The organism is Falsiroseomonas sp., assembly GCF_041690465.1.
Lineage (GTDB): Bacteria > Pseudomonadota > Alphaproteobacteria > Acetobacterales > Acetobacteraceae > Falsiroseomonas.
The window spans coordinates 95,220-112,302 of sequence record NZ_JAWLHG010000014.1; the positions used below are offsets into that span (position 1 = coordinate 95,220).

Sequence of the window (17,083 nt, forward strand, 5' to 3'; positions counted from 1 at the left end):
CATGACCTTCCGACGCATCCCTGCCTTGCTGTTCGGCGCAGCGCTGCTGCATGCCGCCCCCGTCGCGGCCCAGCTTCTGCCGCCCGGCCTGTTCGGCCGCGGCGCTGCGCCCACCGCGCCGATGCAGGCGGCTCCCCCTGCCGCCGCGCCCGCGCCCGGCATTGGCGCCGCGCCGGGCATCGACGCCCTGCTGAACCGCAACGACCCGATCACCACGCTGCGCCAGGGCGCGGCCACCGCCGCCGAGGCCGGGCCAACCGCCATCGGCCCGCTCGGCGATCCGGCGCGGATGCCCGGCCCGGCCACCGCGGTGTTCGGCGCGACGCTGTTCAACCGCGCGCCCCCGAGCCCGGCGGACACGCCGAACCCGAACTACCGCCTCGGCCCGGGTGATCGCGTCTCGATCACCCTCTGGGGCTTCGTCGAGGGCGCCGTACAGGCGGTGATCGACAACGAGGGCAACGTCTTCATCCCGCAGGTCGGGCCCGTGCGGCTCGGCGGCACCCGCGCCGGCGACATCCAGCGCGTGGTGGAGGGCGAGGTGCGCCGCGTCTACGCCCAGCAGGTGCAGGTCTATGCAACGGTGCTGAACACCGGTTCGCTCGGCGTCTTCGTCACCGGCTTCGTGCGCGGCCCCGGCCGCCATCTCGGCGCCGCGTCCGAGAGCGTCCTGGACTACCTGGCGCGCGCCGGCGGCGTGGATCCCGGCCGCGGATCCTACCGCGCCATCTCGCTCCAGCGCGGCGGCCGGACGGTCGCGCGGGTGGACCTCTACAGTTTCCTGCTGACCGGCAGCCTGCCCGATCTCAACCTGCAGCAGGGCGACACCATCGTGGTCGCGCCGCAGGGTGCGGTCGTCGGCGCCGATGGCGCGGTGCGCAACAACTTCCTGTTCGAGGTCTCAGGCCGCACCATGCCGGGCTCCGAGCTGGTGCGCCTCGCTGCGCCGCTGCCCTCGGCCACCAATGCGGTGATCCGCGGCACCCGCAACGGCCAGCCCTTCGCGCGCTACGTGACGGTGCGCGAGCTGGCCAGCGTGCAGCTGCGCGACCAGGATACCGTCAGCTTCATCACCGATGCGCCCGCGCCGACCGTGCGGGTAATGGTGGAGGGCAGCCGGGTCGGTCCCTCGGTGCTGATCGCCGACCGCGACACCTCGCTCTGCACGCTGCTCGACCATGTCGAGGTGGACCCGCGCCTGGCCAACACGCGCGGCGTCTTCCTGCTGCGCCCGGGCCTGGCCGCGCAGCAGATGCGCACCATCAACGAGGCGATGGACCGGCTGGAGCGCCAGCTCTTCCTCTCCATCTCGCCGACGACCGGTGTCGCGGAGGTGCGCGCCTCGGAGGCCAACCTTGTCGCCAGCTACATCCAGCGCGCCCGCCGCACCCAGCCGGAGGGCCGCCTGGTGGTGATGGACCGCGGCGGGCGTTGCGCCGATGTGCGCCTGCAGGACGGCGACACCATCGTCATCCCCGAGCGCGTGCAGACGGTGCTGGTTTCGGGTGAGGTGCGCGCGCCGCAGGGCGTGGTGTGGCGGCCGAACATGTCGATCGCCGATTATGTCAATGCGGCCGGGGGCTTCGCCGAGCGCGGCGCCGAGAACCAGCTGATGATCCGCAAGGCGTCCGGCGAGCTGATCCTCGAGCCGACCGAGGGGCCCGAGCCCGGCGACGAGCTGATCGCCCTGCCACGTCTGGATCCCAAGAACTTCCAGCTGACGCGCGACCTGCTGAACCTGATCTTCCAGTCCGCGCTGTCTGCGCGGGTGTTCATGAACTGAGGGGCAAGGCGCGGCGGGCTAGGCCTGCCGCGCCTATCTCTTCTCCACCCGCCCCTCGTAGCGCCCGCCCTCGTCGTACAGCCGCACCGTCCCCCCGCTCCTGGCCGCGCGCCCGCTGCTCCGTCCGCCGGCGTCGTAGTCCCGCCGCGTGTCGCCGCGGAATTCGCTCCGCCCCTGGTAGCGGCCGCCGGAATCGTAGCGGCGCAGCGTGTCCCCGCGCTGCTCCTCCCGCCCCTGGTAGCGACCACCCGAGTCGTAGAAGCGGGTCGTGTCGCCGCGCGCCTCGGCACGGCCCATGTAGCGGCCTCGGGCGTCGTAGAATCGCGTGGTGTCGCCGCTGGTCTCCGCTCGGCCGATGCTGCGGCCCTGCGCGTCGTAGCGGCGTTCGGTCTGCGCCGCGGCGGGCAGGGCGAGCAGCAACAGGAGCAGGGCGGCAATCGGGCGCATCGGCGGAACCTCCACGCCGGTGATGGTATGGGAAGGGTTGCGGCGGGGGTGCGGCGCGATCAGGGCAGCAGGCGGTAGATCACCACCTCGCGCAGCGTCCGGTCCTCCAGCTCCAGCGAGGTCGGCACCGCATGCCGCGCCACCGGCTCCAGCCCGCTGCCCGGCAGGTACGCCCGGCCCGGATCGGCCACCCACACCTCGCATTCCGCCGCCATCCGCCGCAGCCAGGGCAGGATATGTGCGGTCATCGGCGCCTCGTAGCAGACGTCGCCGGCCAGGATGATGTCCCAGCGGCAGGCGGTGCCGACGACATCTGCGCCCGTTGCTGCCACCGCCACGCCGTTCAGCGCCGCGTTCAGTTTGATGGCCGCGACCGCCAGCGGATCGATCTCCGCCGCCTCTACCACCGCCCCGCAGCGTGCCGCGGCGATGGCGGCAATGCCGCAGCCCGCGGCGAAGTCCAGCACGCGCTTGCCTGCAACCCGCGCGGGTTCATCCAGCAGCAGCCGTGCGGTGGCCTGCCCGCCGGGCCAGGCGAAGGCCCAGAAGGGCGGCTCGATGTTGCGCGCCTTCAGCCACTCCTCGCTGGCCTGCCAGATCGGGGTGATCTCGGTGGCCAGGTGCAGCGCGATCTCCGGCACCAACGGTGCGCGGGCGACCGTGGTATGCGCCGTGATGAAGCCTTCCGGACTCAAAGGCGCCCGATCAGGAAGGCCAGCGCGATCGTCAGCCCGACCTCCCGGTTCGACTTGAACAGGCGAAGGCACCCCGCCGGATCGTGGATGTCGAGCGTCCGTGCCTGCCGTGTCAGCATCCAGGCCGGCAGCAGCAGCGCGAGGAAGAACCAGATCGAGGCCCCGGCGAGCCCTCCCGCCACGCCCAGCAGCGCGACCGTCGCCGCATAGCAGCCGGCGACGAACAGCGGCGATTCAGCCTCGAACTTCCGCGCGGTGGAGCGGATGCCGACCATCGCATCGTCCTCCCGGTCCTGATGGGCGTAGATCGTGTCGTAGCCCAGGATCCAGAAGAACCCCGCCGCCCAGAGCGCGAAGGCCGCCGGATCGAGCCCGCCCGTCGCCGCCGCCCAGCCCGTCGGCGCCGCCCAGGAGAAGACGAGGCCCAGCACCGCCTGCGGCCAGTCCGTCACGCGCTTGGCCAGCGGATAGAGCCCGATCAGCACCAGCGAGCCGAGCCCGACGCCGATGGCTGCCCAGGGAAGCTGGAACAGCACGGCCGCGCCGATGGCGCAGAGCCCCGCCAGGAACCACAGCGCCTGCATCGGCGTGACCGCGCCCGAGGCCAGCGGCCGCCCCCGCGTGCGCTCCACCTGCCTATCGAGGTCGCGGTCCCAGAGGTCGTTCACGACGCACCCCGCCGCCCGCATGGCAAAGGCGCCGACCAGGAAAAGCAGCGTCAGCCGGATGCCCTCGGCCCAGGACGGCGCGGCCGCGGCGAAGGCCCAGAAGCCCGGAAGCACCAGCAGCCAGGCGCCGATCGGCCGGTCGAACCGCGCCAGCAGGGCGTAGGGGCGCCAGGCGGCGGGCAGCCGGGCCACCCAGCCATGCGCGCGGATATCGGTGAAGCCGCTCATGCGATGGTCAATACAGCATGGCGGACAGGATGGCGCGCCCCGCTGCGCGCCGCGATCTCAGCGCCTGCGGGCGAGTGCGGCACCGATGGTGGGCATATGGGCGAGGGTGCTGCCGACGAGGGTGGGGCGGAAGCGCGAGGTGTTTGCGGGTCCGGCGGTGATGGTGCGGGTGGCGGCGCCTATGGCGAGTTCTCCCTCGCCCTCGGCTTCCAGGCCGCGGATCCACTCGGGCGTCCAGGGCTCTCCGTCGGGGCCGCGGATGATCCAGTTGCGCTGCTCCGGCGTGTCGAGCGGGGTGGTGCCCTCGGGCCAGTTGGAGCCTTCGCCGATCCCGCCCGAGGCGGAGCGCAGGGTGCCGTCTGGGAGCGGGGTGACGCCGGCGCGGGCCATGACCGCGGCGAGGGTGAGGGGGATGGTGCGGCCCGCGGCAGATGCAGGAGGTTCCGGGGCGAGTCCAGGAAGGTCGCGGCGGTCGTGCCCAGCCTCAGCTCAGTTAGCGCCCTGAACAGGTCGTGGCCAAGCCACTGGTTCGGGATCAGGTGGTGCGCTTGGGTGGGCGTCAGCGTCGACATCACATGCGTCCCTGGAAGCGCGCCGGACGAAGGGTCAGCGTGTGCCAGTAGCCGTCACCCCAATGGAAATCGGCGCCGTAGATGCCGCGCGCGATCATGGCCTCACGCACCGCCTCCGACACCCAGATCGGTCCGCCTCTGAAAAAGCGGCGGTCGCGGAAGAGATGCACGCTCTCGGGCAGCGCCTCGTCGCGCAGGATGTAGATCGGAATATTCGGCTCGTCGGGGTTCGTCGGCCTTGGCCGAATCAGAACAAGCGGTCCCCCCTTCCACCCCGGCTCCCAGCGCCAGCCGCTTGCCGCCAAGTCCACCGCCGGGATGTCGCGCGTGACGTCGAACAGGTGGTAGCTGCCCTGCGGCAGGACCTCGCCGGTGGCGAGCGTGATCTCGACCGGATAGGTATCCATCGCCTCAGCGTCGAACTCTCGCAGCAGCGCCGCCGCCCGGTCGGAGACGAGGATCAGCGTGCCGAAGAGATCGGGGCGGTGGAAATCAAGGATATGGCTCGCCTTGCGCGCGCGGGAGCGGAAGCGGATCGGCGCGGCCATGGCTTCGGGCGTGCGGAGCCGGTCCCAGCCGAGCCCGCCACCCCATCCATGCTGCTGCACGTTGGCGCCCAGCGGTGGGTGCGCCGGATTGGCAGGGCCGAGATACTCAAGGATGGACTTCTCGCCACGCAGCCAAGGCGAATTACTCGTGGCGCCCAGCTGGGAGTAGCGGCGCATCGCCGTGCCCGCGTAGCGCGCATCGGCCGCGCGCGCCTTGGGTGACCGCGAGTCGCCGATCACGCCCTCGCCGGTGCTTCCGGACGGTGTCTCGGTCATCGCTTGCCCTCCGCCGGACGGCCGGCATCCAAACCCTCGACGGTCAGGCGATACGCCTCGCCTTCCAGGCCCTGCCAGGGGCCGATGCGCACGCGCTTGGCCAGCGGATACAGCCCGATCAGCACCAGCGACCCCAGCCCCGCCAGGAACCACAGCGCCTGCATCGGCGTCACCGCGCCCGAGGCCAGCGGCCGCCCGCGCGTGCGTTCCACCTGCCGGTCGAGGTCGCGGTCCCGGAGGTCGTTCACCACGCACCCCGCCGCCCGCATCGCAAAGGCGCCGACCAGGAACAGCAGGGTCAGCCTGATCCCCTCGGCCCAGGAGGGCGCGGCCGCGGCGAAGGCCCAGAACCCCGGCAGCACCAGCAGCCAGGCGCCGATCGGCCGGTCGAAGCGCGCCAGCAGGGCGTAGGGGCGCCAGGCGGCGGGAAGGCGGGCCACCCGGCCATGCGCGCGGATATCGGTGAAGCCGCTCATGCGGCATACCTGTCCGGGGAGAGCCCGCATGTCCATCCCACGCCTCCATCTCGATGACACGCTGGCCGAGGGCGCGGAATTGGAAGCCGCGCCCGGCCAGGCGCATCACGTCGGCACAGTGCTGCGGCGTGGCGTGGGCGATCCGGTGCGGGTGTTCAACGCCCGCGAGGGCGAGTTCGCCGCGACCATCGCCCATCTGCGCAAGGACCGCGCGCGCTTCGTCCTCGGCGCCCGCCTCCGCCCGCCGGCGCCCGAGCCGGAGCTCCGCCTGCTCATCGCCGCCCTGAAGCGCGACGCCATGGACTGGCTGGTCGAGAAGGCGACCGAGCTCGGCGCCACCCGCATCCAGCCCGTCACCACCCGCCGCAGCGTGGCCGAACGCGCCAACACCCAGCGCCTCTCCGCCATCGCCCGCGCGGCCGCCGAGCAATGCGAGCGGCTCGGCGTGCCGGAGATCGCGGAGATCACTCCGCTGCACCGGGTGCTGGATGGCTGGGACGGCGCGAAGCTGGTGGTGGCGATGGAACGCAGCGCCGCGCCACCCATCCGGCTCGCCGCCACGGGCCTGTCATACCCGATGTGCCTGCTGGTCGGGCCGGAAGGGGGCTTCGAGGGGGCGGAGCTTGACGATCTGCGCCGGCGTGCCTTTGTTGTGCCGGCCGCGCTCGGGCCCCGCATCCTGCGGGCCGAGACTGCCGCGGTGGCCGGCCTGGCGGCGCTTCAGGCGCTCGCCGGGGACTGGACCGAATCCTCCGCCGGGTGACCCCAGCCCGGGCGGCAGCACGCGGGTAGAGACGCCAACACGATGTCCAATCCGGGCGAGGCCGACCTCACGCCGATCACCTCGGCCCGCCAATTGGCGGAATGGTTCGCGGCCGGCAGCAAGCCGCGTACGGCCTGGCGGATCGGCACCGAGCACGAGAAGTTCGGCTTCCGCCGTTCCGACCTCGCGCCCCCGCCCTACGAGCCCGCCGGCATCCGCGCCATGCTGGAAGGCATCGCGGCGAAAGGCTGGGAGCCGATCCCCGACAACGGCAAGCCGATCGGGCTGAAGCGCGGCATGGCCTCGGTCAGCCTGGAACCCGGCGGCCAGTTCGAGCTGTCCGGCGCGCCGATGGCGGACCTGCACGAGACGCGCGCGGAACTTGCCGCGCATCTGCGGGAGGTGCATGAGGTGGCCGGCCCGCTCGGCCTCGGCTTCGCGCCGCTCGGCTTCCACCCGCTGGCGGAGCGGGACGACATGCCCTGGATGCCGAAGGGCCGCTACGCGATCATGCGCAACTACATGCCGCGCGTCGGCGGCATGGGGCTCGACATGATGCTCCGCACCTGCACGGTGCAGGTGAACCTCGATTTCGGCGACGAGGCGGACATGGTGGAGAAGCTGCGCGTCTCCCTCGCGCTGCAGCCGCTGGCCACCGCGCTGTTCGCGAATTCGCCCTTCATGGAGGGCAAGCCCTCCGGCTGGCTTTCGCTGCGCGGCCGCGTCTGGACCGACACCGACCCCGACCGCACCGGCATCCCCGCCGTCGCCTTCGAGGACGGCTTCGGCTTCGAGCGCTTCGCCGATTTCGTGCTCGACGTGCCGATGTATTTCATCATGCGCGAGGGCCAGTACATCGACGCAGCCGGCGTGCCGTTCCGCGCCTTTCTCGAAGGCCGCGCGGAGAAGCTGGCCGGCCACACCGCGACGATGGGCGACTTCGCCGACCATGTGACGACGGTGTTCACCGATGTGCGCCTGAAGCGCTTCCTCGAGATGCGCGGCGCGGATGCGGGGAATGTCGGGATGCTGATGGCCCAGCCTGCCTTCTGGACCGGCCTGCTCTATGACGACGCGGCGCAGAAGGCCGCCGCCGCGCTGGTGCGCGGCTGGAGCGTGCAGGAGCTGCGCGCGCTGCGGATGGAGGTGCCGAAGCGCGCGCTGCACGCCAGCATCGGCGGCCGGGCACTGCGCGACATCGCGCGCGAGGCGGTGGCGATCTCGCGCGACGGGCTGAAGGCGCGCGGCCTCGGCGAGGAGGTGTTCCTCGCCCCGCTCGAGGAGATCGCCGCAAGCGGCATGACCCAGGCGGAGCGCTGGCTTCAGCGGCACGAGCGCGCCTGGGGCGGCGACGTGTCGCGCATCTTCGCCGAGGCGGAGGTCTGATCCTGCTTCTCTCCCTCCCCCGGTCAGCGCCGTCGCCTTCCTCGCCTCGCGCGTGCGGCATCCGGCTGGACTGAGCCGGAACTTCGCCGCCGGCCCGCGCCTTGTGCGATCGCGGCCGCCGCACCGGCGCGCCGCGAGACACAGCCGAGGCGCCATGCCCCTTCCGCGCGACGGCGCCCTGGACAGCACGCTCGCCATGCTGTCCGAGGGCTACGCCTTCATCCCCAACCGCTGCCGCCGGCTGGACACCGACATCTTCGCCACGCGGCTGATGCTGCGGCCGGCCATCTGCATGAGCGGCGAGGAGGCGGCGCGGATCTTCTACCATCCCGGCCGCTTCACCCGCCGCGGTGCCCTGCCGCCGACCGTGCTGCGGCTGCTGCAGGACAAGGGCAGCGTCGCCACGTTGGACGGCGGGGCACATCTGCACCGCAAGCGCATGTTCATGTCGCTGATGACGCCGGACTCCATCGCCCGCTTGGCCGCGGCGATGGAAGCCGCCTGGCGCGCGTGCCTGCCGGATTGGCAGCGGCGTGAGCGCATCGTGCTGCTGGACGAGGCGCACGCCATCCTGTGCCGCGCCGCCTGCGATTGGGCCGGTATCAGGCTTGCCGACTCCGAGGCGGAGGCACGCACGCGCGAACTTGCGGCGATGTACCAGGGGGCCGGCGCCGTTGGGCCGCGTCTCCTGCGCGGGCTGCTGCTGCGCCGGCGCACGGAGCGTTGGGCGCGCGACCTCGTCAAGGGCGTGCGCGCGCGCAACGACGCGACGCCGCCCGGCAGTCCGCTCGACATCGTCGCACGTCATCTCGACCCGGATGGCAAGCCGCTGGACAGTCGCATCGCCGCGGTGGAACTGCTGAACCTGCTGCGCCCCACCGTCGCCGTCGCACTCTACATCACCTTCGCCGCGCTCGCCCTGCACGAGCACCCGGCCGAGCGCGACGCGCTGCGCAGCGGCGACGAGGCGGCGCTGGACGCCTTCGTGCAGGAGGTCCGGCGCCTCTCGCCGTTCTTCCCCGCCGTCGCCGGACGCGTGCAGGAGCCGTTCGACTGGCGCGGCCATCGTTTCGCGCGCGGCGACTGGGTGCTGCTCGACATCTACGGCAGCAACCGCGATCCGCGCAGCTGGACGGATCCCGAGGCGTTCCGCCCGGCGCGCTTCCACGGCCGCAGCGACAACGCCTTCGCGCCGATCCCGCAAGGGGGCGGCGACCATCTGGCGGGTCATCGCTGCGCCGGCGAATGGGCCACCATCGCCCTGATGCGCCGCGCAGTGCGGCTTCTCACCGGCGCCATGCGCTACGACGTGCCGGAGCAGGATCTCCGCGTGGACCTGGCACGCATGCCGGCCCAGCCGGCCAGCGGCTTCGTCATCCGCGGCGTGCAGCCGCTCGACTGAGTCCGGAACCCAGCCGCTTCCACCGTGTTCCGCCCGCACAGGCACGGAGACGGCGCATGCGGGCACTCTGCTGGCACGGCAAGGAGGACATCCGCTGCGAGAGCGTGCCCGATCCGAAGATCGAGCACCCGCGCGACGCGATCATCAAGGTGACGGCCTGCGCCATCTGCGGCAGCGACCTGCACCTCTACGACAACATGATCCCCGCCATGAAATCGGGCGACGTGATGGGCCACGAGACCATGGGCGAGGTGATCGAGGTCGGCTCCGAGATGCGCGGCAAGCTGAAGGTCGGCGACCGCATCGTGGTGCCCTTCACCATCACCTGCGGCGAGTGCTGGCAGTGCCGCCGCGGCAACTTCTCGCTCTGCGAGACCACGAACCGCAACGCCGCCATGCAGGAGAAGATCTTCGGCCGCCGCGCCGCCGGGCTGTTCGGCTACACCCATCTGACCGGCGGTTATCCCGGCGGCCAGGCGGAATACCTGCGCATCCCCTATGCCGACGAGACGCACATCAAGGTGCCCTCCACGCTGACCGACGAACAGGTTCTCTTCCTCTCCGACATCTTCCCCACGGGCTGGCAGGGTGCCGTCCAATGCGACGTCCAGCCGGAGGACACGGTGGCGATCTGGGGCTGCGGCCCGGTCGGGCAGATGTGCATCCGCTCCGCCGTGCTGCTCGGCGCGAAGCAGGTGATCGCGATAGACCGCGTGCCGGAACGGCTCGCCATGGCGCGCGCGGGCGGCGCCATCACCATCGACTTCGACGAGGAGAGCGTGATGGAACGCATCGACCAGCTCACCGACCGCAAGGGTCCGGAGAAGCTGATCGATGCCGTGGGGATGGAGGCGCATGCCACCGCCAGCCTCGATTCGGTGTATGACCGCGTGAAGCAGGCGGTGATGCTGACCAGCGACCGTGCCCATGTGCTGCGCGAGATGATCTACCTCGCGCGCCCCGGCGCCGTGCTGTCGGTGCCCGGCGTCTATGGCGGGCTGGTGGACAAGTTCCCGATGGGCCTGGTGATGAACAAGGGGCTCACCATCCGCACCGGTCAGACGCATGTGCGCCGCTGGACCGACGACCTGCTGCGCCGGATCGAGGAGGGACAGATAGACCCCTCCTTCGTCATCACCCACACCGTATCGCTAGAGGAAGGTCCTGCGATGTACAAGACCTTCCGCGACAAGCGGGATGGCTGCGTGAAGGTGGTGCTGAAGCCATGACTCGTCGCGCGCATCGTGGCTCGGCGGGGCGGCTCGCGGGCGGGCTCGGCTGGTTCTCTATCGGTCTCGGGCTGCTCGAGGTTGCGGCACCCCGTACTTTGGGCCGTGGCCTCGGCATGCGCGGGCAGGAAGGGCTGATCCAGGCCTACGGCCTGCGCGAGATGGCGACCGGCGTCGGCCTGCTGCTCGCCGCCGATCGCCGCCCCTGGATCCTCGGCCGGCTTGCCGGCGATGCGCTGGATGTCGCGACGCTCGCGGCGAATGCGCGGCACAACCGGCACCCGCTCGGGCTTGCGGTCGCGATGGCCGCGGTGCTCGGCGTCACCGTGTTGGACCTGCTCTGCGCCGAGGCGCTGCGCAGCGAGGAGGCGGACCGGGAGGTGCAGGCGAAGGCCGTACGCGCCTATGCGATGCGCAGTGGCTTCCCGCGCGGCGCGCAGGCCGCGCAGGGTGTCGCCCGCGATTTCGAGCCGCCGCGCGATTTCCGCATCCCCGACCCGCTGCGCCCCTGGCACCCGGCGTGAGCTAAGGCCCGTTAGACAAGGCTGGTGGCTGAGGGCTGGCGAGGGATTTTTCGTTCTGGGCAGGAAGGTGGCGCAGCCGATGGTGGTTCCATCGGCAAGCCGCCTGACGCACCCAGGGCGAAAAAGACCCGCCAGACCGATCCACTTCGGCCTTGTCTAGACCCGTGCCCGGACTGTGTCCGGGCAACTCGGGTCCAGCCCTTTCGAGCCGGCGATTCACGCCCTGGCGTGCCCGCCTGCGGCGTGCACACCCAGGGCGATCGCAGGCTAACGGGCCTTAGACCCGCTTCGCTGCCACGACCGCCGCCGCCGAGCCGCTGCCGACGATCCGACCCCACAGCCGCAGCAGCGCGCCCGGCGGCCCGCCGGCCAGTTCGCGCGCCTCGTCACGATGCTCCACCTCCTCCGCCTGGCAGATCGCGAGCAGCGCGCGGATCTCCGGATGGATGCCCTCCGCGTCCAGCCGGTCCAGCTGCTGCTGGTAGTGGTGGTCCACGAAGCTTTCGACGGCATCGATCGTCACATGCACCGCGCGCGGCCCGAACAGTGCGGGCAGCGCGCCTGTCAGGAATCCCGCCACCTTCCAGATCGGCAGCAGCCGGGAGCGCTGCGCTGGCGGCAGCAGTTGGTCGAGCAGCTCAAGGTGCCCCTGTTCCGTCGCGCGGTGCCGCGCCGCGAAGTCGCGCACGCCGGCATCGCGTGAGACGGCCAGGATCCCGCGATAGATCATCACCGCGCCGGTCTCCCCCGCATGGTCGCTGCGCAACTCCCGCACCAGCCAGTCCGGGATGGGCGGCAGCGAGGCCAGCGGCGGGGCAATCAGCGGCTTGCGGTCGTGTGTCATGGCGCCGCCGATGTGGCGTGGCGGCGCCATCCGGCAAGCCTGGCCCGCTACACCAAGTCGAAGTCTCCGGTCAGCCGGAAGCCGCGACCCTCGCCGAAGAACGGCACGTCGCCGGTGCCGATCGCCAGAAGCCGCAGGATGTCCGTGCTGTCCACCGTGGCGTTGTGGTCGCGGTCCTCGAAATAGTAGACGCCGAAGCGCGTGTTGCTGGCGCCCCCGATCACCAGGATGGTCTTCTCGAACACCAGCGGGTCGTTGTTGGTCAGCCGCGACCCCACCGCGTTGCGCACGGCGGTGAGCGAGCCGAAATCGTCGCCGGCGATTTCGTATTCCGTCGGCAGCACGGAGGCGGAGTGGCCCAGGCTGATGGTCTGCCCGTTGCCGATGAAGAAGGTGGTGGAGCCGGCCAGGCCGAAGGCGATGCTGTCCACCATGATGAAGTTGTCGTCGAACTGCGTGCCGTCCACGCTGTCCGCGCCCGCCGTGCTGACGGTGCTGTTTATATCCGCCGTCCCGTCGGACACCGAGCGGATCAGCGCCACGTTCCGGTCTGCCGTGCTGCCGAGGAAGATGCGGTCGCCGGCGAACCCGCCGACCAGCGTGTCGTTGCCGCCATTGCCGACCAGCGTGTCGGCGCCGCTGCCGCCGAACAGCACGTCGTCGAAGCCGCCGCCGTTGATGCGGATGGCCGAGGCGAGAGCGCGGCCATCCACCACCATCGCCTCGTTCACCACATTCACACTCACGCTCGCTTGGCCGCTCTGCGTGACCAGGGTGCCCGGCAGGCGCGCAGCGGAATTCGCCCCACCGTCGAAGTTGAAGACATCGAAGCCCGAGACGCCGGCGAAGACGCCCTGCGCCAGCGTCTGCCCTGCGGCGATGCCCACGACCAGCGTGTCGAACGCAGTCGCGGTGCTGGCGGTGACGATATCGAGGGCGGAAAGCTCGCCCGCCCCGAAGGTCACGCGGTTCACGCCGCCTGCGACATGGAGCTCGTCCACCCCGGTGCCGGCGAAGACGGTGTCGTTGCCGGCGCCGCCGAACAGCATGTCGTTGCCGTTGCCGAGTTCGACAGTCACGCGCTTGCCGCTGGCGAAGGCGCTGACATCCACCAGGTCATCGCCATCGCCGCCGCGGATGGTGGACATGGTGAAGCCGAGCTCATCGGCGAAGGCGCCGGGCAGCGTCACTTCCTGCCCGCCCGCCGCGAGTTCGACGATCTCGATGCCCGACACGCCAGCGAAGCTGCCCGCAGCCAGCGAGCCGTTGCCCAACAGCCGCAGCGTGTCGGTGCCGGCCTCGCCGTTCAGCGTATCCGCGGCGGTGAGGTTGTCCGAGAGTACGAGGAACACATCGTTTCCGATCCCACCGAACGCCCGGTCGTCGCCTGTGCCGGCGGCAAGCGTGTCCGCCCCGCGTCCGCCGATCAGCGAGTCGGCACCGTCACCGCCGTCGAGCAGAAAGTCCAGCGGCCTCGTCAGCCGCGCCACCTGCGAGACGAGCAGCAGGTCGTTGCCTGCCCCGCCCGAGACGGTCACCTCATCGGCCCCGGCGCTGTCACCGATCGCGTTGGTCGGCAGGAAGATGTCGTTGCCGGAGCCGAGCAGGAACCGCTCGATCCCCTGGATGCGCCCGGCGAGCGAGCCGCTGATGCTGATGCCGGTGAAGGTCAGGGTCGTGGAGTTGAACACGTCCAGCACTTCGAGCGTATCGGCCGCGCCGTCCTCGTCGGCGATCAGGTCGGACGAGGTGAGGTCGCCGGCCAGGGCGCGGTAACGGTCGTTGCCGATGCCGCCATCGGTGCGGTCGATGCCGGAGCCGAGGTCGATGGTATCCGCGCCGGCGCCGCCGAGCAGCGTGTCGTTGCCGGCGCCGCCGATCAGCAGGTCATTGCCGGCATCGCCGAGCAGCCTGTCGTGCCCGTCGCCGCCATCCAGCACGTCGTTGCCCGCCAAGCCGCGCAGGATGTCGTTGTCCGCGCCGCCGGCCAGCGTGTCGGCGAAGGCACCGCCGGTCAGGCGATCGTTGCCGGCCTCGCCGATCAGCGCCAGCGCAATGGTCGCATGGGTGCCGTTCAGCGTGTCGTCGCCGGCGGTTCCGAGCACGGTCAGCGCTGCGCCGCTCGTCGTCAGCCCGGCGCCGATGTTCAGCGCCAGGGGCAGCGCGCTGCCTGCGGCGGCCTGGATCTGCTCGATGCCCCTGATCGCGCTGGACATCGCCTGCGAAACCACGCCGCCGTCGTTCAGCACCAGCACGTCTTCATTGCCGGCCCCGCCATCGAGCCAGTCATTGGCGCCGAGATCGGCGATGGCGATCTCGACCGTGTCGGCGCCCGCGCCGCCGAGCACGGTGTCGGCACCCCAGCCGGGGCGGAGGAGGTCGTTGCCGCCGCCACCCTGCAACAGGTCGTTCCCGCCGTAGCCCTCCATTACCATGGGTGTCGCCAGCACGCCGCCGCCGAACACCGTGTCACCGCCGGATCCGCCGAGCACCAGGAAATCCGGCCGGTCCGTGCTGGCGACCATGGCGTCGTCGAGTGTGATGCTTGCACCGTTGGCGGCCGAGATGAACAACCTCTCGATGCCGCGGACGTTGGTGAAGGCCGCGGCCGTGAGGGTCATCGTCACGCTGATCCGCAGCAGGTCGGAATAGACGCCGGCGCCGCCCTGCACCGTGTCCGTGCCGACGAGGCGATTCGCACCGTTCACGACGAAGATGTCCACCTGATCGTCCGTGCCGATCAGCGAATCCGTGGCCCTTGCCGTCAGTTGGAATGTCGCCATGGCCGTGTCTCCCGCGTGCTTCGTTGCGATAATGCGCAGTGCAGCACTGCTGCGCAACCGCATCGGTTCATCAACGCTGGCGAGTTGTCGCGTGTCGCGTGATAGTCTGCGCGCAATGACGGAATCCTCGCCTCTCGCCACAGCCCTTGCGCGCACCGGCGCGCCGCGCATCGCCTCCTTCATCGTCACGGTCTGGGGCGATGCGGTGGCGCCGCGCGGCGGCTCGCTCTGGCTCGGCTCGCTGCAGGCGATCCTGGATCGCTTCGGCTGCACGCCGGGCCAGGTGCGCACCGCCATGTCGCGCCTGACCGAGGAGGGCTGGCTGACGCGCAACCGCGTGGGGCGGCTGTCCTTCTATCGCCTCGGCCCGCGCGGCGCGCAGGCCTTCGGCGCCGCCGCGGCGCGCATCTATGCTGGCCGCGCGCCGGCCTGGGATGGCGTGCTGCGCCTGGTGCTGCTGGCCGACCCGGCGATGCGCGAGGCGCTCGCCGCGCGCGGCTTCGGCACGCTGCCCGGCGGCGCGATGCTCGGCGTCATAGGCGATCCGGCCGAACTGCCGAAGGGCGTCCCGGTCCTGCTGGCCACCGCGCGCGAGCCGGAGGAAGTGCGGCTGCTCGCCGCCCGCGCCTGGCCGCTCGAGGCGCTCTCCGAGGGATATGTACGTTTCCTCGACGCCTTCGCGCCGCTGCGCGACACCGCAGTCCTGGCCGAGGATGCGTTGCCGCTGCGGCTGCTGCTGGTGCATGAATGGCGCCGCCTGGTGCTGCGCGATCCTTTGCTGCCGGCCGCCCTGCTGCCGGAGGACTGGCCCGGTGCCGATGCGCGCGCGTTGGCGGCGGCCCTGTACCGTCGCCTCGCCCCCGCCGCCGAAACCTGGTTGGATGCCGAGGGCCGCAACGAGGACGGCCCGCTGCCGCCCGCCGCGGCGGCCTCGCGCTTTGCTGACGGTTGATCCGTTACGGATTTCCCTTGTCTGTCCGCGAATGCGTGACATATAAATCGGACGAAATCGCGCGGGAGGAAGCGCGCCCATGTACACACAAGCGCTGAACCAGAAGGATGCAGCGGCCGCAACGGCGGAGGATCCCGAACGCCTCGCCCGCTTCGAAGCCCGCGTCGCGGCGGAGGACAAGGTCGAGCCGAACGACTGGATGCCGGAGGCCTATCGCCGCACCCTGACGCGGCAGATCAGCCAGCACGCGCATTCCGAGATCGTCGGCATGCTGCCCGAGGGCAATTGGATAACCCGCGCGCCGTCGCTCCGCCGCAAGGCCGCGCTGCTGGCCAAGGTGCAGGACGAGGGCGGCCATGGCCTTTACCTCTACGCCGCTGCCGAGACTCTCGGCACCGCACGCGAGGAACTGATCGACCAGCTGCTCTCCGGCAAGGCGAAGTATTCCTCGATCTTCAACTATCCGACGCTCAGCTGGGCGGATATCGGCGCGATCGGCTGGCTGGTGGATGGCGCCGCGATCATGAACCAGATCCCGCTCTGCCGGACCTCCTACGGCCCCTATGCCCGCGCCATGGTCCGCATCTGCAAGGAGGAGAGCTTCCACCAGCGCCAGGGCTACGAGATCATGCTGACCCTCTGTCGCGGCACGCCCGCACAGAAGGCGATGGCGCAGGACGCACTGAACCGCTGGTGGTGGCCCTCGCTGATGATGTTCGGTCCGCCGGACGCAGCCAGCCAGCACACCGACCAGTCCATGCGCTGGAAGATCAAGCGCTTCACCAACGACGCGCTGCGCCAGCAATTCGTGGACGCCACCGTCCCGCAGGGCCACTACCTCGGCCTGACCTTCCCCGACCCCGAGCTGCGCTTCAACGATGAGACGCAGCACTGGGAGTTTGGCGAAATGGATTGGGAGGAATTCAGGCAGATCCTCGCCGGCAACGGTCCCTGCAACCGCGAGCGCCTGGAAGCCCGCCGCGCCGCGCATGAGAACGGCGCCTGGGTGCGCGAGGCTGCGCTGGCCCATGCCGCGAAGCGTCGCGCGAAGCGCGCGGGTGATCCGGACGCCCGCCGGGCGGCGCAGCAACTCGCCGCGGAGTGACGCCGATGACCGAAGCCCCCATGCCGATCTGGGAAGTGTTCATCCGCGCCCGTGCGGGCCTGGCGCATCGCCATGCCGGCAGCGTCCACGCGGCCGATGCCGAGATGGCGCTGCAGGCCGCACGCGACACCTACACCCGCCGCGGCGAGGGCCTCTCCATCTGGGTCGTCCCGTCCGCCGCCATCACCGCATCCGACCCCGCCGACAAGGACAGCCTGTTCGAGCCGACCGCCGACAAGATCTACCGCCACCCGACCTTCTATCATGTGCCCGACGATGTCGGGCACATGTGACGCCCTCAGGCGCCGGGCGCCGCCTCCGGCGGCTTGGCTTCGCGCAGGCCGCTGCCGCGCGCGCTATGCGGTTGGTCCGTGCGCGGCGCGCATGCGCGCGCTCGGCCCG

Annotated in this window: 17 protein-coding genes; 9 read left to right on the forward strand and 8 right to left on the reverse strand. The window is 71.1% G+C overall.

The features are described 5' to 3' along the window. Position 1: 1 nt before the first annotated feature. Positions 2 to 1,783 (forward strand): polysaccharide biosynthesis/export family protein, encoded by a 1,782-nt coding sequence (locus ACESM1_RS15565; protein WP_372621524.1) that lies wholly within the window; start codon positions 2 to 4, stop codon positions 1,781 to 1,783. A 33-nt stretch (positions 1,784 to 1,816) separates the two neighbouring features. Here the strand turns inward: ACESM1_RS15565 and ACESM1_RS15570 are convergent, their stop codons facing one another. From ACESM1_RS15570 to ACESM1_RS15595, 6 genes are all read right to left on the reverse strand, one after another. Then, on the reverse strand, positions 1,817 to 2,230 hold the full coding sequence (locus tag ACESM1_RS15570; protein WP_372621526.1) for a type IV secretion protein Rhs: 414 nt from the start codon (positions 2,228 to 2,230) through the stop codon (positions 1,817 to 1,819). Between the two features lie 59 nt (positions 2,231 to 2,289). After that, the gene (locus tag ACESM1_RS15575; RefSeq protein ID WP_372621527.1) at positions 2,290 to 2,925 is read right to left on the reverse strand and encodes a class I SAM-dependent methyltransferase; all 636 of its coding nucleotides are present in this window, start codon (positions 2,923 to 2,925) and stop codon (positions 2,290 to 2,292) included. After that, positions 2,922 to 3,821 carry a 4-hydroxybenzoate octaprenyltransferase gene (gene ubiA, locus ACESM1_RS15580; protein ID WP_372621529.1) on the reverse strand — a complete coding sequence of 300 codons (900 nt, stop codon included), beginning with the start codon at positions 3,819 to 3,821 and terminating at the stop codon, positions 2,922 to 2,924. The genes ACESM1_RS15575 and ubiA overlap by 4 nt, the downstream gene beginning before the upstream one ends. A gap of 57 nt (positions 3,822 to 3,878) precedes the next feature. After that, a complete protein-coding gene (locus ACESM1_RS15585; RefSeq protein ID WP_372621531.1) occupies positions 3,879 to 4,211 on the reverse strand; it encodes a hypothetical protein in 333 nt (110 codons plus the stop codon). A gap of 181 nt (positions 4,212 to 4,392) precedes the next feature. Then, the gene (locus ACESM1_RS15590; protein ID WP_372621533.1) at positions 4,393 to 5,217 is read right to left on the reverse strand and encodes an imm11 family protein; all 825 of its coding nucleotides are present in this window, start codon (positions 5,215 to 5,217) and stop codon (positions 4,393 to 4,395) included. Continuing rightward, positions 5,214 to 5,693, reverse strand: a complete 480-nt coding sequence (locus ACESM1_RS15595; protein WP_372621535.1) for a UbiA family prenyltransferase — start codon at positions 5,691 to 5,693, stop codon at positions 5,214 to 5,216. Before ACESM1_RS15595 ends, ACESM1_RS15590 begins: the two co-directional genes overlap by 4 nt. 28 nt (positions 5,694 to 5,721) lie before the next feature. Between ACESM1_RS15595 and ACESM1_RS15600 the strand changes: the two genes are divergently transcribed. The 5 genes from ACESM1_RS15600 to ACESM1_RS15620 all read left to right on the forward strand — a co-directional run bounded on the left by ACESM1_RS15600 (position 5,722) and on the right by ACESM1_RS15620 (position 10,997). Next, the gene (locus ACESM1_RS15600) at positions 5,722 to 6,456 is read left to right on the forward strand and encodes a 16S rRNA (uracil(1498)-N(3))-methyltransferase (protein ID WP_372621537.1); all 735 of its coding nucleotides are present in this window, start codon (positions 5,722 to 5,724) and stop codon (positions 6,454 to 6,456) included. A gap of 42 nt (positions 6,457 to 6,498) precedes the next feature. Next, on the forward strand, positions 6,499 to 7,842 hold the full coding sequence (locus tag ACESM1_RS15605) for a glutamate--cysteine ligase (protein WP_372621539.1): 1,344 nt from the start codon (positions 6,499 to 6,501) through the stop codon (positions 7,840 to 7,842). A 154-nt stretch (positions 7,843 to 7,996) separates the two neighbouring features. Continuing rightward, positions 7,997 to 9,244, forward strand: a complete 1,248-nt coding sequence (locus tag ACESM1_RS15610) for a cytochrome P450 (RefSeq protein ID WP_372621541.1) — start codon at positions 7,997 to 7,999, stop codon at positions 9,242 to 9,244. Between the two features lie 56 nt (positions 9,245 to 9,300). Beyond that, positions 9,301 to 10,473, forward strand: coding sequence for a zinc-dependent alcohol dehydrogenase (locus ACESM1_RS15615; protein WP_372621542.1), 1,173 nt, complete (start codon positions 9,301 to 9,303; stop codon positions 10,471 to 10,473). After that, positions 10,470 to 10,997, forward strand: a complete 528-nt coding sequence (locus tag ACESM1_RS15620) for a cyclase dehydrase (RefSeq protein ID WP_372621544.1) — start codon at positions 10,470 to 10,472, stop codon at positions 10,995 to 10,997. The genes ACESM1_RS15615 and ACESM1_RS15620 overlap by 4 nt, the downstream gene beginning before the upstream one ends. A gap of 277 nt (positions 10,998 to 11,274) precedes the next feature. Here the strand turns inward: ACESM1_RS15620 and ACESM1_RS15625 are convergent, their stop codons facing one another. Then, the gene (locus ACESM1_RS15625; RefSeq protein WP_372621545.1) at positions 11,275 to 11,841 is read right to left on the reverse strand and encodes a demethoxyubiquinone hydroxylase family protein; all 567 of its coding nucleotides are present in this window, start codon (positions 11,839 to 11,841) and stop codon (positions 11,275 to 11,277) included. A gap of 47 nt (positions 11,842 to 11,888) precedes the next feature. Further along, positions 11,889 to 14,624 (reverse strand): hypothetical protein, encoded by a 2,736-nt coding sequence (locus tag ACESM1_RS15630; protein ID WP_372621547.1) that lies wholly within the window; start codon positions 14,622 to 14,624, stop codon positions 11,889 to 11,891. Between the two features lie 115 nt (positions 14,625 to 14,739). Here ACESM1_RS15630 and ACESM1_RS15635 point away from each other — a divergent pair, with 115 nt between their 5' ends. The 3 genes from ACESM1_RS15635 (at position 14,740) to paaB (ending at position 16,974) form a co-directional block, all read left to right on the forward strand. Beyond that, positions 14,740 to 15,576, forward strand: coding sequence for a PaaX family transcriptional regulator C-terminal domain-containing protein (locus ACESM1_RS15635; protein WP_372621549.1), 837 nt, complete (start codon positions 14,740 to 14,742; stop codon positions 15,574 to 15,576). Positions 15,577 to 15,655: 79 nt separating this feature from the next. Then, positions 15,656 to 16,681, forward strand: coding sequence for a 1,2-phenylacetyl-CoA epoxidase subunit PaaA (gene paaA / locus ACESM1_RS15640; protein WP_372621550.1), 1,026 nt, complete (start codon positions 15,656 to 15,658; stop codon positions 16,679 to 16,681). A 5-nt stretch (positions 16,682 to 16,686) separates the two neighbouring features. After that, the gene (paaB, locus tag ACESM1_RS15645) at positions 16,687 to 16,974 is read left to right on the forward strand and encodes a 1,2-phenylacetyl-CoA epoxidase subunit PaaB (protein ID WP_372621552.1); all 288 of its coding nucleotides are present in this window, start codon (positions 16,687 to 16,689) and stop codon (positions 16,972 to 16,974) included. Positions 16,975 to 17,083 lie beyond the last annotated feature (109 nt).